This is a genomic window from Streptacidiphilus neutrinimicus (assembly GCF_000787815.1).
GTDB classification, from domain to species: domain Bacteria; phylum Actinomycetota; class Actinomycetes; order Streptomycetales; family Streptomycetaceae; genus Streptacidiphilus; species Streptacidiphilus neutrinimicus.
The window spans coordinates 67,320-81,614 of record NZ_BBPO01000011.1; the positions used below are offsets into that span (position 1 = coordinate 67,320).

At 73.4% G+C, this 14,295-nt stretch carries 13 protein-coding genes; 7 read left to right on the forward strand and 6 right to left on the reverse strand.

Annotated features, from left to right (window positions below; genetic code table 11):
• The first annotated feature begins 58 nt into the window (after nucleotides 1-58).
• Nucleotides 59-343: a hypothetical protein gene (locus TR48_RS10150; RefSeq protein ID WP_152627888.1), complete on the forward strand. Its 285-nt coding sequence runs from the start codon at nucleotides 59-61 to the stop codon at nucleotides 341-343.
• A gap of 28 nt (nucleotides 344-371) precedes the next feature.
• On the opposite strand, the gene TR48_RS10155 is transcribed toward TR48_RS10150, so the two are convergent.
• Both TR48_RS10155 and TR48_RS10160 read right to left on the reverse strand, forming a co-directional pair.
• The gene (locus tag TR48_RS10155; RefSeq protein WP_236652089.1) at nucleotides 372-659 is read right to left on the reverse strand and encodes a dsRBD fold-containing protein; all 288 of its coding nucleotides are present in this window, start codon (nucleotides 657-659) and stop codon (nucleotides 372-374) included.
• Nucleotides 660-728: 69 nt separating this feature from the next.
• A complete protein-coding gene (locus tag TR48_RS10160) occupies nucleotides 729-1,625 on the reverse strand; it encodes a universal stress protein (RefSeq protein WP_042365665.1) in 897 nt (298 codons plus the stop codon).
• Nucleotides 1,626-1,911: 286 nt separating this feature from the next.
• Between TR48_RS10160 and TR48_RS10165 the strand changes: the two genes are divergently transcribed.
• Nucleotides 1,912-2,595: a CBS domain-containing protein gene (locus TR48_RS10165; protein WP_042365666.1), complete on the forward strand. Its 684-nt coding sequence runs from the start codon at nucleotides 1,912-1,914 to the stop codon at nucleotides 2,593-2,595.
• A 285-nt stretch (nucleotides 2,596-2,880) separates the two neighbouring features.
• Here the strand turns inward: TR48_RS10165 and TR48_RS10170 are convergent, their stop codons facing one another.
• Nucleotides 2,881-3,123 carry a hypothetical protein gene (locus TR48_RS10170; protein ID WP_042365667.1) on the reverse strand — a complete coding sequence of 81 codons (243 nt, stop codon included), beginning with the start codon at nucleotides 3,121-3,123 and terminating at the stop codon, nucleotides 2,881-2,883.
• Between the two features lie 299 nt (nucleotides 3,124-3,422).
• On the opposite strand from TR48_RS10170, the gene TR48_RS10175 reads away from it, so the two are divergent.
• Nucleotides 3,423-4,304, forward strand: coding sequence for a universal stress protein (locus TR48_RS10175; protein WP_042365668.1), 882 nt, complete (start codon nucleotides 3,423-3,425; stop codon nucleotides 4,302-4,304).
• A 23-nt stretch (nucleotides 4,305-4,327) separates the two neighbouring features.
• Here the strand turns inward: TR48_RS10175 and TR48_RS10180 are convergent, their stop codons facing one another.
• Together TR48_RS10180 and ppsA are read right to left on the reverse strand one after the other, a co-directional pair.
• Nucleotides 4,328-5,074 (reverse strand): hypothetical protein, encoded by a 747-nt coding sequence (locus TR48_RS10180; RefSeq protein WP_052442542.1) that lies wholly within the window; start codon nucleotides 5,072-5,074, stop codon nucleotides 4,328-4,330.
• A 262-nt stretch (nucleotides 5,075-5,336) separates the two neighbouring features.
• Complete coding sequence (ppsA, locus tag TR48_RS10185) at nucleotides 5,337-7,712, reverse strand: phosphoenolpyruvate synthase (protein WP_042365669.1); 2,376 nt, start codon at nucleotides 7,710-7,712, stop codon at nucleotides 5,337-5,339.
• 169 nt (nucleotides 7,713-7,881) lie between these two features.
• Here ppsA and TR48_RS10190 point away from each other — a divergent pair, with 169 nt between their 5' ends.
• On the forward strand, nucleotides 7,882-8,382 hold the full coding sequence (locus TR48_RS10190) for an SDR family NAD(P)-dependent oxidoreductase (RefSeq protein WP_052442543.1): 501 nt from the start codon (nucleotides 7,882-7,884) through the stop codon (nucleotides 8,380-8,382).
• 46 nt (nucleotides 8,383-8,428) lie between these two features.
• On the opposite strand, the gene TR48_RS10195 is transcribed toward TR48_RS10190, so the two are convergent.
• Nucleotides 8,429-9,325: a universal stress protein gene (locus TR48_RS10195; protein WP_042365670.1), complete on the reverse strand. Its 897-nt coding sequence runs from the start codon at nucleotides 9,323-9,325 to the stop codon at nucleotides 8,429-8,431.
• A 371-nt stretch (nucleotides 9,326-9,696) separates the two neighbouring features.
• Here TR48_RS10195 and TR48_RS10200 point away from each other — a divergent pair, with 371 nt between their 5' ends.
• The 3 genes from TR48_RS10200 (at nucleotide 9,697) to TR48_RS10210 (ending at nucleotide 14,292) form a co-directional block, all read left to right on the forward strand.
• Nucleotides 9,697-10,371: a site-2 protease family protein gene (locus TR48_RS10200; RefSeq protein WP_439654460.1), complete on the forward strand. Its 675-nt coding sequence runs from the start codon at nucleotides 9,697-9,699 to the stop codon at nucleotides 10,369-10,371.
• Between the two features lie 145 nt (nucleotides 10,372-10,516).
• Entirely contained in the window at nucleotides 10,517-11,491 is a 975-nt protein-coding gene (locus TR48_RS10205) for an Acg family FMN-binding oxidoreductase (protein ID WP_042365672.1), read from the forward strand.
• Nucleotides 11,492-11,541: 50 nt separating this feature from the next.
• Entirely contained in the window at nucleotides 11,542-14,292 is a 2,751-nt protein-coding gene (locus tag TR48_RS10210; RefSeq protein ID WP_042365673.1) for a bifunctional acetate--CoA ligase family protein/GNAT family N-acetyltransferase, read from the forward strand.
• The last annotated feature ends 3 nt before the right edge of the window (nucleotides 14,293-14,295 follow it).

Consider the following 14,295-nt stretch of genomic DNA (forward strand, 5'->3'; position numbering starts at 1 on the left):
GACACGGCCGGGTCATGCCTGCCCCGCGGCCCCGGTCGACGGGTCGTATGCTGCGCCCGTGTTGACGATGGAAGAGCTCGAGACCGCACTCCGTTCAGCCCAGGCCGCCCTGGAGGCCCATCTCCAACAGCTCGGCGCGAAGTACCACGCGCTGATCCCCGACTCACCGGAGTGGCCCGGACCGGGGCCCGACCCGGAGGCCGAGCGGGCACGAACGCGCGCGGTCTCGGATGCGGAGCGGGCGAAGACGGCTCGGCTCCGGCTGGCCGCGATGGAGACCTCGCTGCTGCTGGCCAGGGCGCGCGTGGCGTCGCGGCTGCGCGGCGGCCAAGCCGACGGGTGACCACTGGCAGCCCTAGGGGACGCGCGCCTCACTTGGCGACGTCGACAGGATTGGCCGCGGAGTCGGCGTTGCCCGCGCGCAGCAGTTGGTAGCCGAGGTCGACAAGCGCGCGGCCGGCGGCGAACTCGTCGCCGATCTCCGGAATGGGCCGGTCGACCGGGTCACGGCGCGAAGCCGAGGTGGCCTGGAGGCGGTTGTCACCGGTGTCGAGCGAGGCATGCACCCGAGTGATGTCACCTTCCTCGAAGATGTCGATCCGGACGTTCCACGTCTTGGTGTGGTAGTCGCCCGACATGGGGCGTGGTTCGGTTTTCATGACGCGCTCCTTCGTGCTAGCCAGGCCTTCTGGTTCGGTCTCTCATGGGTTCGTCCGTCTGATCCCATGTCAGTCCGGGACGACGCAGACTGGGCAGGTGGCGTGGTGCAGCACCCCGAGGGCGACCGAGCCGAGCGCCAGGCCGGGATAGCCGCCGGTGCCCCGAGCGCCGACGACGACCAGCGACGCTTCGCGGGCCGCGTCCAGCAACGCGCGGACCGGGTGGTCCTGGACCACCTGGGTCTTCACCGCGACCTCCGGGAACCGCTGTCCCTCCCCCGCGAGTGCCTCGGACACCAGGAGCTCGTGGGAGACCTCGTCGGCTCGGAAGCGCCGCTGCTGCGCGGCGGCCGTGGCCGACAGGCCGCCGGGCATGGCATGCCAGGCGTGCACGGCCACGACGGAACGGCCGTGCAGGGACGCCTCCTCCATGGCGCGGCGCAGCGCAGCCTCCCCGTGCGGGGAACCGTCGACGCCGACGACCACCGGCCCCGGCGCGCTCGGTGCCCCGGTCTCCTTCGGCGCGGGGACGATCACCACCGGGCAGGCGGCCTGGCCCGCCAGAGCGGTGCCGGTCGAGCCGACCACCAGCTCACCCAGCGCCCCGGTCCCCCGCGTCGCCACGACCAGCAGGCACGCCTCGCGGGCGGCGTCCAGCAGCACTTCGATGGGTACGCCGTCGCGGACCTCGCCGCTGACGTGCACGCCCCGCTCCCCGGCGGAGGCATCGGTTACCGCACGCGACATCGCCGCACGCGCCACCTCACGCAGGTGGTCCTCGCCGAGTTCCGTCGCGGAGTCGTAGAACGGGAGCAGCGGCGGCGGGTACTCGTAGGCGTGCACGAACTCGACCGCCACCTTGCGGCGGGCCGCCTCGTCCATCGCCCAGGCCGCGGCATGCCGGCTCTCGAGGGTCCCGTCCATGCCGACCACGACGCGGCCCGAGCCACCGTCTGCGTACGCCATCACGGCCTCCTTGATCAGAGCGCCCCCGTGCTCCCGCCCTGAGTCCAGTGCGCCACGGAGGTCCAGGCTCGGGAAGGGCCGGACGACCCTGCGGGACTGCCGAGCGTCCCCCGTCCTCGGATGTGCCTGCCGGCCCCGCGACGGGGTCCGTTCGGCCCATCACACGAAACCGGTACCGACGGACCGTGGAACGTGGGGCCGCAGCCCAGAACTAGAACGTGGGGCCGCAGCCCAGAACGAACACCCGCGCACCGTCAAACGCGGTCCGCAACCTGGGAGTGACGCGATGCAGCACCGCACCGTCAGCGACGTGATGACCCACGATGTCGCCAGCGTCCGCAGTGACGCCTCCTACAAGGCCGTCACGGCGCTGCTGGCCGAGCGCGACGTGAGCGCCGTACCGGTCGTCGACGACGCCCACCGGGTCATCGGCGTCGTCTCCGAGGCGGACCTGCTCCGCAAGGAGTCCGGTCAGCCCGACCCTGCGGGACACACGCCGTCGCTGTGGATGAGCCCCGGCAACCGGAAGCGGGCGCAGGCCGAGGACGCCCAGGGGCTCATGTCCCGCACCGTGTTCACCGCCCGGCCGCAGTGGTCGGTCGTGGAGGCCGCCCGCATGATGGACCGCCACCACGTCAAGCGCCTCCCGGTCGTCGACGAAACCGACCGCCTGGTCGGCATCGTCAGCCGCAGCGACCTGCTGCGCGTCTTCCTCCGCGCCGACCGGGCCATCCGCGAGGAGGTGGTCCGCGACGTGCTGCGACGCACGATGGTCATCGACCCGGCAACGCTCTGGGTCGACGTCGCGGACGGGGTGGTCACGTTGCGGGGCCAACTGGAGCGCAAGAGCATGATCCCGATCGTGGAGCGACTGTGCCGGTCCGTGGACGGCGTCGTCGCCGTCCACGCCAGACTCACGTTCGCCTTCGACGACACCCGCACGGACGAGCCCCTGGAGTCCGCGCGGTGAGGCAGCCGCGGCGCTTCCACGGCTCAGAGGCGAATCGTGGGAAACCGCACTCCCACCGGGCCGCCCCCGACCGGCTGGTTCCCACCGTCCGGACCGGAACGCCCGAGAACGGCGTGGGAGGTGCGAGCGACTGAAGGCACGTCAGCCGTCCGCACGCCCCGCATCACCTGACCGGAACCCCACCCCTGGGTCCAACCCCGGCCAAGCCTGACACCGCCCCACCGTCCGCAGCCGCGACCAGGTGGGCCGCCCACAGGCCGGCCACCCGGCCCCAACGGGGTCGATCTAGATCTGAGCGATCTCGCTGTCGGAGAGCCCCTTGCGTCGCAGCGCCTCCTCAAGGCGGAGCAGCCGGCTTTCCAGCCCGTGCGGCTCGATGTCGTCCTCATCGTCGACCATCCTCGGGCTGTACTGACCATGGCCGATGGCGATGCCCCAGGCTCGCCGCACGAGTTCGCGGACGTCGTCGCGGTGGATGGGATCGGGCCACTTGTCGATCTCGACCAGGAGGTCGTTCAGAGTGCTCATGCCTTCATGCAACGGCCCGGGCGGACGTACGGCCACCCGGGGCGTCCTCCGGAGCCAGTCCAGTCCCGTGCGCGGTGCCGACCGGGCATCTTCCGGGGACCAACGGCCCACGCGCACCCGCTGCGGCTCGGTCAGTGTGGATACCGGACACCTTGGAGTCCGACGGAGTCAGGGCCGTCCCTGCGTGCGGTGACGGCCCGAGTGTGTCGTACGGCAAGGTCTCCTCGGACGGCAAGGCATGACGAAGCGGAACGGCGTTGGCGGGGGTCGGAGGACCACTCGGCGACAGGAGACGCCCTATGTACACGTTGCTGACCGAAACCAGGCGTCCGGGTGCCGTGCTCGTGGGCGTGGACCCGTCCGCCGGAGCGAAGGCCGCACTGGACTGGGCCGTTTGCGAAGCCCGGCTGCGCGATGCGCCCCTGCTGATCGCGCACTCCTGGAACCATCTGGACTACGAACTCCCGGAAGCCCTCACGCGGACCATCGGCGACTCGACTTTCAGAGCCGCTGCGACGTTCCTCGAGGACATCGCCGCAGGGGTGCGCGCGACGGCTCCGGGCCTGAAGATCGACACCGTCCTGCTGTCCGAGGCGCCCACGGACGGCCTCATCAGCCTGGCGGAGAACGCCGCCGTGCTGGTGGTCGGCCGGCGGGGACGGGGCGATCTCCTGGCGCCGCTGCTCGGATCCGTCAGTCACCGCCTCGTGGCCCACGCACCGGTCCCCGTGGTGGTGGTGCCGCACACCACCACAGGGACGGCCGCCCCAGCAGGCGGCACCGTGGTCGTCGGTGTCGCCCGCGAGGCACCGGCGCCGGTCGGATTCGCCTTCGCGGAGGCCGAGGCCCAGGGCGCGCCGCTGCTCGCCGTGCGCGCGTGGACGCTTCCAAGCCCCTACACCGTCGCGTCGGAGGAGGCCGCCGCGGCACTGGACGCGGACGAGAGCGCCGAGTTGGACACCCTGCTCGCCGACGCCCGCACCATGCGTCCCGCCGTGCCGGTCACCACGCGGGTCGCCTTCGGCGCGCCGGACCAGGTGCTGCTCGAGGCGGCCGCGGACGCCACCATGATCGTCCTCGGTCGCCACCGCCTGCACCACCGCACCGGGCTCCTGCTGGGAACCGTGCCCCAGCGCGTGCTGCACCGGGCCGAGGCACCGGTCGCTGTGGTGCCGAACTGACCAGCACGCCAGCACGCCGGGCTTCAGGCGTTACCGACGTCGCGGCCGAGCTCGATTCCGAGCATCCGGTCCAGCCACACGAACGCCTCGAACCTGGCGCCGTCGCGCAGGCCCGGATCGTCCGCCACCTCACCCAGCAGCCCCAGCAGGCCGGGGGTGTCCAGGTCCGCGTCGAGCAGCGCGCGGGCGCGATCCCGAACCTTGGGCGGTAGGGGCGCGGACGGGGCCCGCGACCAGTACGCCGCACAGGCGCGCCAGGCCGCCAACGCGCTCGCGGCGTCCGTCAGCATGGCCGCGCTGACGGCCAGCGGATCCCGATAGGGCGTCGCGAGCAGCGCGCACCGTCGCGCCGAGGCGTCGTGATCCGTGGGATCCGCAGGCAGTGGCGGTACCGGCCCGGCGGCGCTCGCGGGTCCGACCTGCACGACGACGCTCGACCCGGGGGCAAGGGATCGGCCCGTCAGCACGTGGACGTCGGCGTGCGGGTCGCCGTCGGCCTCGGGCACGCGGAGGTTGTAACTGGTCAGGAGCCGGTCCAGCCGCGTCGTCTCCCCAGGCGACAGGTCCGGCTCCTCGATCGCCGTGAAGACCTGCACGCCTTCCATTTCCAGAGCGCGCAGCAGCACGTCGGCGACGACCAGTGCCCGCACCTCGTTCCACCCCGTGCCCCGGCCGGGGCACTCCAGCCGCACGCGAAGCCGCAGCGCGCGCCGCCCCGGCGGGGGCAGTGCGACGGAATCCCCCTGACCCGTGTCGAAGACGTGCACCACACGTTGACGCTATCCCGGCTCACCCGTGCTCGCAGTGCCGCCCAGTGACTGAGGGACACCGTCACCCCGACCCGCGGTTCGGGCCCGCACAGGGGAACCGGTGTCCGGCTCGCCGGGCACCGGTCCCGGACGCCGGCCGATCCCGACGCCCACGCAGGGCCGGGGGGAACCCTGCGCTCACGATCCTCCTCCTGGACCTCACTCGGCACTTGGGCCTGGTGGTCCTCGCCCTCTGCCGGACGGCCCACCTCGCGCTGGGACGTCAAGCCGTCTGCTCTTCCGCAGCTGCCACGTTCTGCTTGACGGCGACGAAGCTGTCGGGAGCGACGGAGATCGAGTCGATTCCGGCGTCGACCAGGAAGCGTGCGAACCCCGGGTCGTCGCTCGGTCGTTGTCCGCACAGCCCGACCGGCACCGAGGCGGCGTGGGCGGTGGCGATCAGCGACTCGATGCTGCGGGTCACCGCGTGATTACGCTCGTCGAACAGCTCGGCCAGCGCGCTGGAGTCGCGGTCGACACCGAGGGTGAGCTGGGTGAGGTCGTTGCTGCCGATGGAGAAGCCGTCGAAGCGCTCGGCGAACTGCTCGGCGAGGATGATGTTGGCCGGGATCTCCGCCATGACGTAGACCTTCAACCCGTTCGTGCCACGCCCCATGCCGTTGTCGGCCATCACGGCGAGCACGCGGTCCGCCTCCTCGGGAGTGCGGCAGAAGGGGATCATCATGACGACGTTGGTCAGGCCCATCTCCTCGCGCACCTGCCGCAGGGCCTGGCACTCCAGGGCGAAGGCCTCACGGTAGCCGGAGCTGTAGTAGCGGCTGGCTCCGCGCCAGCCGATCATCGGGTTGGCCTCCTCAGGCTCGAAGGGGCGCCCGCCCAGCAGGCGTGCGTACTCGTTGGTCTTGAAGTCGCTGGCCCGCACCACGACCGGGTCCGGCCAGCGGGAGGCGGCGATGCGCGCGACGCCGTGCGCGACCCGGTCGGTGAAGTAGGCGCGGCGGTCGGCGTAGCCGTCGGTGAGTTCGTCGACGACGCGGCGGTCCTCGGGATCGAGCCGCTCGGGATGCAGCAGGGCCATGGGGTGGATCCGCACGTCGTGGGTGACCATGAACTCCATCCGGGCGAGCCCCACCCCGTCGGCCGGGAGCCGCCACCACCGGAACGCTCCCGCAGGAGCCGCCAGGTTGAGCATCACCTTGGTGCGGGTGCGCGGGAGCACTCCGACGTCGACCTCGCTCTCCTCGAAGTCGAGTCGGCCGTCATAGACGTGGCCGGTGTCGCCCTCGGCGCAGGAGACGGTGACGTCCCGGCCTCCCACCAGCCGCGTCGTGGCGTCGCCGGTGCCGACGACGGCGGGGACGCCGAGCTCACGGCTGACAATGGCGGCGTGTGAGGTGCGTCCGCCGTGGTCGGTGACGATGGCGGCGGCCCGCTTCATGACCGGTTCCCAGTCCGGGTCGGTGATCCGGGTGACCAGCACGCCGCCCTGCGGGAACCGTTCCAGGTGCTCGGGGCTGTCCATGGGGCACACCACGCCGGCGCCGATCCCGTCTCCGACAGCGAGGCCGTCGACGAGGGGCGCGCCACGTCCGGTGAGCCGGTAGGTGCGCAGCACGGATCCGCGCCGGCGCGACTGCACCGTCTCCGGGCGGGCTTGGACCACGAAGATCTCCCCGGTGCGGCCGTCCTTCGCCCACTCGATGTCCATGGGCACGCCGTAGTGCTTCTCGATGGCGACCGCCCACCGGGCCAGCGTCAGAACCTCGGCATCCTCCAGCACCCGGGCACGCCGTTCCTTCTCGGCGGTGTCCACGGTGCCGGTCCCCTCGTCGCCCGTGTAGACGGCCTTGCACCGCTTCGCGCCGATGCCGACGTGGATCACCGGATCCCTCCCCGCCTCCTCCAGGAGCGGCTTGAAGACCAGGTACTCGTCCGGGTCCACCTGCCCGCTGACCACGGTCTCGCCGAGCCCCCAGGCGGCGTTGACCACCACGACGGCGGGGAAGCCGCTCTCGGTGTCGAGGGTGAACACCACCCCGGCCCCGCCGAGGTCCGAGCGGACCATGCGTTGGACCCCGATCGACAGCGCGACGGCGGACTGGTCGAACCCCATCCGCTCGCGGTAGTCGATGGCCCGGTCGGTGAAGAGCGACGCGTAGCAGCGGCGGCACGCGTCCAGCAGCGCCTGCTCGCCGCGCACGTTGAGGAATGACTCCTGCTGTCCCGCGAAGCTCGCGTCTGGCAGGTCCTCGGCCGTGGCGCTGCTGCGTACCGCGACCTGCGGGTCGGCCCGTCCGGTGCGGCGGCCGAGCTCGCGGTAGGCCGCGACCAACTCGCCGCGCAGCCCCTCCGGCAGCGGCGCGTTCAGGACGGCGGCACGGATCGCGGCGCCGACGTCCTGCAGCGCGGCTCCGGCCCGGAGGCGGTCGACCTGCTCGCCCACCACGCCCTCCAGCCCGCTCTCCTTCAGGTATGCGCGGTAGGCGGCGGCCGTGGTGGCGAAGCCCTCGGGCACGCGAACCCCGGCCGGCCCCAGATGGCGGATCAGCTCTCCGAGGGAGGAGTTCTTGCCCCCGACCACGGCCACGTCGCGACGGCCCAGCCCGTCGAACCAGATCACGCACGCGTTGTCTGTCATGGCTGCCTCCCGGTCAGCGGCGCAGGGTGGGGGGTGTTCGCCTTCTGCTGATCCCCTTCCCCACCCACCGTGGGCTTCCAGGTGACCGCCGCGCATGGGCCGTTCGGCCCACGGCTCGTCCCTCGCGGGCCCGCCTTCCGACGGGTGACGCGGCGCTTCCCGGTTCAGCATGGTCTTCGGACGCCACACGGACGGACAGCTGAGGAGCCCACCGCTCGTCAACAACGCCGGCCTGGGGCCCCATCCGCCGCTCGACCAGGTCGATCCCGCCGATTTCCGCGCGGTTCTGGAGCTCAACACGGTCGCTCCGCTGGTGGTCATGCAAGCCGTCCTGCCCGTCATGCGCGCCCAGCGGTCCGGTGCGATCGTCAACGTCAGCTCGGCCACTGCCCGGATGGTCCTGCCGGGAATCGGCGCCTACGCCTCCAGCAAGGCCGCAGTGGACATGCTCTCGGCCGTCGCCCGCCGCGAACTGGCCCCTGAGGGCATCACGGTCTCGACCGTCCATCCCTCCTTGACCGCCACCGAGTTCCACCAGCACCTGCGCGCCGGACAGATCCTGCCCGCCGCGACCCGCCGCCCCGCGGACCGTGCCGACCACGTCGCCGCTGTGATCCTGGAGCTGATCCGCACGGGTGAGGCGGAGGCGACGTCCACGGCCGACGCGTGACGCTCGGGCTTGGCCGACGGGGCAGGGCAGCCGCGGCGGGGCCGGGTCAGCCGTGGGGGACGACCGCGACGGGCCGCAGCGCGTGGTGCAGCACCGCGTGGGCGGTGGATCCCAGACCGTCCGGCCCCGGTCCCGCGGATCCGCCGGTCAGCGAGCGGCGGCCGAGGACGAGGAGGGCCGCGTCCTGCGCCTCCTCGACCAGGAGCGCCGCCGGATGTCCCACCCTCACCAGCCTGAGAATGCCGCCCTTGTCCCCCAGGCGCGCCGACTCGAGCGCATGGAACAGGGCCTCCTCCTCCCGGTCCGCCAGCTCGATCCGCCGCTTCTCGCCGGGCCCGTGCCGGACCGGGAGCCACGCAGGCGGCCACGCGGCGACCGCGACTGCGTGCAGCGCCGCGCCGCGGTCCTCCGCGGCCCGGAGCGCGAACTCCAGCACGGCGGCCGGTTCCGGATCCCGGGTGTCGACGCCGACCACGACGGGAGGCGGCTCCTCCGGCTCGGCAGCGGCGTGCAGGTGCCCGGAGGCCAAGCCCTCCGGCCGGACCACCACCACCGGCCGGATCGCCTCACCCGCCACCGCCCGACTGGTCGATCCGAGCATCAGGCCCCGGAAACCTCCGAGGCCCCTCGACCCCACGACCAGGAGCTCGGCGTCGTCCTGCGCGGCCAGCAGCGCCCCGACGGGCCACTCCGCAACGGTCTCGAAGCGAACCTCCACCTCCGGGAAGCGGTCGGACTCCTCCGCCGCCACCGACGCCAGCATCGCCCTTGCCCGCGCCTCGCTCTCGGCGTACTCCTCGCCGGACTCCGGCATCCGGCCCACGTGGTAACAGCCCGCCACCAACAGCAGCCCCGTGCCCCGACGCGCGGCCTCCGCCGCGCCCCAGTGCGCCGCCGCCACGCTGTGCACCGAACCGTCCACCCCGACAACCACGGCAGTCATGACGATCAACTCCTTGAAGGACCGCCCGGGGAGACGGCGAGCAGGCCATCGGGCGCCACTTCGCCGGCTCCCCGGCGAAACCGGTCGAGTCGGCATCGGACTGTGTGAGCCCTGCTCCCATGCTGGTCGGGTGACCGCCCCGGCGGAATGGGCCGACCGGCCCCTGCCTCGCCGCCCGGAAGGGCGGCTCGGCGGGCGGGTCGGCCCTGCCGCTCGCGAGCGGCGCGGCGGAGCCTTGGACCACGTCGGTCATGGTGATCCCGAAGGACGGTGCCGCGATGTCGGAGTTCAGGAGCCCGGCCCAGGGGCGGGGTGGAGAGCCCGGGCCGTTCCGCTCGGCCGTGCCCTTCGGGCGTGTCTTCGGAGTCCCCTTGCGGCTTCACTGGAGCGCGCCGCTGCTGGTCGTCCTGCTCGGGTTCAGCCTCGGTGCGGGTACGCTGCCGGCCTGGGCGCCGGGCCGTTCCCACGCCACCTACGCGCTGGCCGGCACAGCAGGAGCGTTGCTGCTGTTGGCGAGCCTGCTGCTGCACGAGGGAGCGCACGCCGTCGTCGCCCGGCGCGCCGGAGTCCAGGTGCAGGACATGACGGTCTGGGCACTGGGCGGCGCGACGCTCATGGGCCGTGCCGACCAGCCGCGCTCAGCCTTCAAGATCGCCGTCGCGGGCCCGTTGACCAGCCTGGTACTCGGCGGGCTCAGTCTGGGCGCCGCCGCGGGTCTGCTCCGCGGCGCGCACTGGACCGTACCCGGCCTCGAGGGACGCCCGACCGGTGTCGTCTCGCTGCGCCGACTGGCGCAGGTTCCGTCCGACGCCCGGCATCTCACCCGGGTCTCCCAGGTGGCGCAGCCGATCGCGCGCACGCCGGTCGCAGGCCCCGACGAGGACCTGGCGGACGTGCTGCAACGCCTGACGCCGGGCATGCCGCTGCGGATCCTGGTCATGGACGGCGGGCAGCTCGCCGGCATCGTCACCGCCCACGACGTCTCACGTCACCTCCAGCGACGCCTGGCGCTCACCCGCCCGGGGCTCGGCCCCGGTGCCTTCTGACATCCGAGACTGACATCAGGGACGGAGTGCGAAAGGGGCCCTTCGGCGGGCCGCAGGGCCCCGAGCGGCCCTCCGCCGGACACAGGCCACGAGGCAGGCTCGAAACAACCGGTGCCACTGCTGTGCCTTGCCAGAGGAGGTCACCATGACGCCCGCGACCCTGGACGCCACCGTCCTGGAGGAACTCGTCTCCGCCGCCGTCGCGGCTCCGTCGATGCACAACACCCAGCCGTGGCGCTTCCATCTTCGCCCGGAGACGCACACCGTCGAGATCCGCGCCGCGCTCGACCGCGCGCTCCGCGCGGAGGACCCGGACGTTCGTGGCCTGCATGTCTCCGCCGGCGCGGCCGCGTTCAATCTGCGGCTCGCCGTCACTCACCACGGCTGGGAGCCGGTGCTGCGTCTGCTGCCCGACCCACACGAACCCCAGCTCCTCGCCTCCGTCCGGCTGGCCGGGGGCCCGCACGCCAGGGCGACAACGGCCCCGGACCTGTACGACCAGATCTGGCGCCGGCACACCAGCCGCAGCCCCTTCTCCGCCAGACCGCTGCCGGGCCCGCTGTGGGCGGAGCTCGTCGACGCCGCGCGCGTCGAGGGCGCTCACCTGCACGTGCCCGACCCCGACGAGACGCGACGGCTGCTGGACCTGACCTACGAGGCCGAGACCCGCACGATCGCGGACGAGGAACGCCGCGAGGAGAGCCGAGGCTGGATCCGCTCCGAGGCGGGCACGGAGTTCGGCATCCCGCCGGAGGCGCTCGGTCCGCAGGACGCGGCCGGGCATCTCCCCATGCGGGACTTCTCCGCGCTGCACCCGCCCACCCCCCAGCCGGCCAAGCCCTTCGAACAGCACCCGCAGCTGGCCGTGCTCGCCACCGACCACGACCACCCCGCCGACTGGCTCCGCACCGGGCTCGCGCTGCAGCACGTACTGCTGCTGGCCACCCGCGACCAGGTGCAGGCGTCGCTGCTGCACCAGGCCGTCGAGTGGCCGGACCTGCGCTGGGTGCTGCGCGACCCGCGCAACGGGCCCGAGCACGTGCAGATGCTGATCCGTCTCGGCTACGGCCCCGAAGGCGCCCCGACCCCGCGCATGGTTGCGAGCGGCGCTCTCGCCTGAAACCTCTCTCTTCTCCGCACGCCGGACTTCCGCTCCCGAAAGGCGACACCATGGTCACCTCGCACGACCGTCCTCGCAACGCCGAAGTCCTGCTCGCCGACGGCACCGTCGTCACCATCCGCCCGCTCCGCCCGGAGGACCACGACGCGGTCCTGGACCTGCACGCGCGCCGAATGTCGGCCGAGAACCAGCGGCTGCGGTTCTTCGGTGTCAGCCGCCGTGCGCCGGAACAGACCGCCGACCGTCTCTGCGCGCCGCCCCGCTCCGGCTTCGTCGCGCTCGGCGCGTTCGAGCCGTGCACTGGGCAGTTGGTCGGCGTCGCCGAGTACGAGGCGGAGGCCGAGACCCCGGCCCGAGCCGAGATGGCAGCCGCCGTCGCCGACGACTGGCACCACCGGGGCGTGGCCACGCTGCTGATCGAGCACCTCGTGCACGCCGCGCGGGCCGACGGCGTCCAGGCCCTGGTCGCCGACATCCTCGGCGACAACCACGCGATGCAGCGGGTCTTCTCCGACCTCGGCCTGGCCGTGAACCGCCGCTGGGCCGACGGCGAGCTCCGGATCGAGGCCGTCCTCGACGAGACCGCCACCCCGTACCTGGACGCCGTGGAGGCGCGCGGCAGTCGAGCCGACATCGCCAGCCTGCGACCGCTGCTGCGGCCCGGCTCCGTCGCCCTCGTCGGCGCCTCGCGCCGCCTCGGGACGGTGGGGCACAGCCTGCTGCTGAAGATCCGACACGGCGGCTTCACCGGCACGCTCTGGCCGGTCAACCCGCACGCCGAGCAGATCGACGGCCTGCCGTGCTTCCCCTCGGTCGACACCCTCCCGGGCGTGCCCGACCTGGCTGTCCTGGCCGTCCCCGCGCCCCAGGTCCCCGCCGTCGCCGAGGCCTGCGGACAACGGGGCGTGCGAGCACTGGTGGTGCTCACCGCGGGCCTGACCCGTGCTCAGTCCGCCGCGCTGCTGGACGCCTGCCGCCGCCACAGCATGCGCCTGGTCGGCCCCAACTGCCTCGGCCTGGCCGTCACCGACCCGCTCGTCAGCCTGGACGCCGAGTTCGGCCGCGCGACGCCCAAGCCCGGCGGCGCCGGCGTGGCCGTCCAGTCCGGCGGCGTGGGCATAGCGCTGCTGGAGCAGCTCGGCGCACTCGGCATCGGCGTCTCCGACTTCGTCTCCCTCGGCGACAAGTACGACGTCAGCGGCAACGACCTGCTCCAGTGGTGGGAACAGGACGACCACACCCGCCTCGCCCTGCTGCACCTGGAGTCGTTCGGCAACCCGCGCGCCTTCTCCCGCACCGCGCGCCGGGTCGCCCGGCACATCCCGATCCTCACCGTGGACGCAGGCCGCTCGACAGCCGGGCGTCGCGGCGCGGCCTCCCACACGGCCGCAGCGGCCACCCCGACCGTCGCCCGCCAGGCGCTGTTCACCCAGGCGGGCATCACCGCGACCCACTCGATCGCCGAACTCATCGAGACCGCAGCGCTGTTGGACGCCCAGCCGCTGCCCGGCACCACCGGCGCCGTCGCCGTCGTCTCCAACGCGGGCGGCATCGGCGTCCTGGCCGCCGACGCCTGCACCGACCACGGGCTCACCGTCCCCGAACTGCCCGCACCGCTCGCACTGCACTTGGCCGACCTGCTCCCGCAGGGGGCGTCCCCAGCCAATCCCGTCGATGCGACCGCCGCAGCCCCTGCCGAGACCCTGGTCGCGGCCGTCGAGGCGCTCGACGAGTCCGGCGCGGTCGACGCGGTGCTGCTCTGCCTGGCTCCCACCGCCCTCGGCCCGGCGCAGAGCTCCGAGGAGGCCTTGGCTCCGCTGCTCGCCGCTTCCGGGCGGCGCAACCGCCCCGTCGCGGCCGTGCTGCTCGACCAGCGCGAGCCGGTCCGCTACCTGCCGTGCGCCGACGGCACCCGCATCCCCGCCTACGCGGACGCCCAATCGGCGGCCCGCGCCCTGGCGCGGGCCCTGGACCGCGCCCGCTGGCTCGCGCAGCCGGTCACCTCGGCGCCCGAGACGCCGGGCTGCCGCCCGGCGGAGGCCGCCGCCCTCGTGCAGCGCTACCTCGAACGGCACCCGGACGGCGGCTGGCTCGAACCCCCGCTCGTGGCGGAGCTGTTGGCCTGCTACGGCCTGCCACTGGCCGATGCGCTCTGGTGCGCGGACGAGGAGGCCGTCGTCCGGGCCGCCTCCGCGCTGGCCCCCGAAGGCCACGGCGGCGAGGTGGTGCTCAAGGCCCACTGGGCCGGCCAGGTCCACAAGAGCGACCTCGGTGCCGTGCGGATCGCGTCCGCCGCCGAGGACCAGGTCCGCGCCACCTACCGGGACTTCACCGCCCGCTTCGGCGACCGGATGGACGGCGTGCTGGTCCAAGCGCGCCAGGCGGCCGGGACGGAACTGCTCGCCGGGGTCGTCCAGGACCCGGTCTTCGGACCGCTCGTCGTCTTCGGCGCCGGCGGCACCACCGCCGACCTGCTCGACGACCGCACCGCCCGCCTCGCCCCGCTCACCGACGCGGACCTGGCCGCGATGCTCACCTCGCTGCGCACCACGCCGCTGCTGTTCGGCTACCGCGGCAGCCCACCCCTCGACCTGAACCGCATCGAGGACCTGCTCGCCCGCCTCGGCCGCATGGCCGCCGACGTCCCACAGCTGGCCGAGGCCGACCTCAACCCGCTCATCTGCGGCCCCGACGGCGTGGTCTGCGTCGACGCCCGCGTCCGGCTTGCCCCGCGACCCGTCCCCGACCCCTACCTGCGCCGCCTGCGCCGCCTCCCGGACGCCCCCGGCGAGCCGGCCTGAGCC

Coding starts and splice junctions, on each gene's coding strand:
- TR48_RS10170 (WP_042365667.1), bottom strand. CDS start 3,123: ATGAGCACTCTGAACGACCTCCTGGTCGAGATCGACAAGTGGCCCGAT.
- TR48_RS10205 (WP_042365672.1), top strand. CDS start 10,517: ATGACGCCCGCGACCCTGGACGCCACCGTCCTGGAGGAACTCGTCTCC.
- TR48_RS10210 (WP_042365673.1), top strand. CDS start 11,542: ATGGTCACCTCGCACGACCGTCCTCGCAACGCCGAAGTCCTGCTCGCC.
- TR48_RS10195 (WP_042365670.1), bottom strand. CDS start 9,325: ATGACTGCCGTGGTTGTCGGGGTGGACGGTTCGGTGCACAGCGTGGCG.
- TR48_RS10160 (WP_042365665.1), bottom strand. CDS start 1,625: ATGGCGTACGCAGACGGTGGCTCGGGCCGCGTCGTGGTCGGCATGGAC.
- ppsA (WP_042365669.1), bottom strand. CDS start 7,712: ATGACAGACAACGCGTGCGTGATCTGGTTCGACGGGCTGGGCCGTCGC.
- TR48_RS10175 (WP_042365668.1), top strand. CDS start 3,423: ATGTACACGTTGCTGACCGAAACCAGGCGTCCGGGTGCCGTGCTCGTG.
- TR48_RS10155 (WP_236652089.1), bottom strand. CDS start 659: ATGAAAACCGAACCACGCCCCATGTCGGGCGACTACCACACCAAGACG.
- TR48_RS10190 (WP_052442543.1), top strand. CDS start 7,882: ATGGTCTTCGGACGCCACACGGACGGACAGCTGAGGAGCCCACCGCTC.
- TR48_RS10165 (WP_042365666.1), top strand. CDS start 1,912: ATGCAGCACCGCACCGTCAGCGACGTGATGACCCACGATGTCGCCAGC.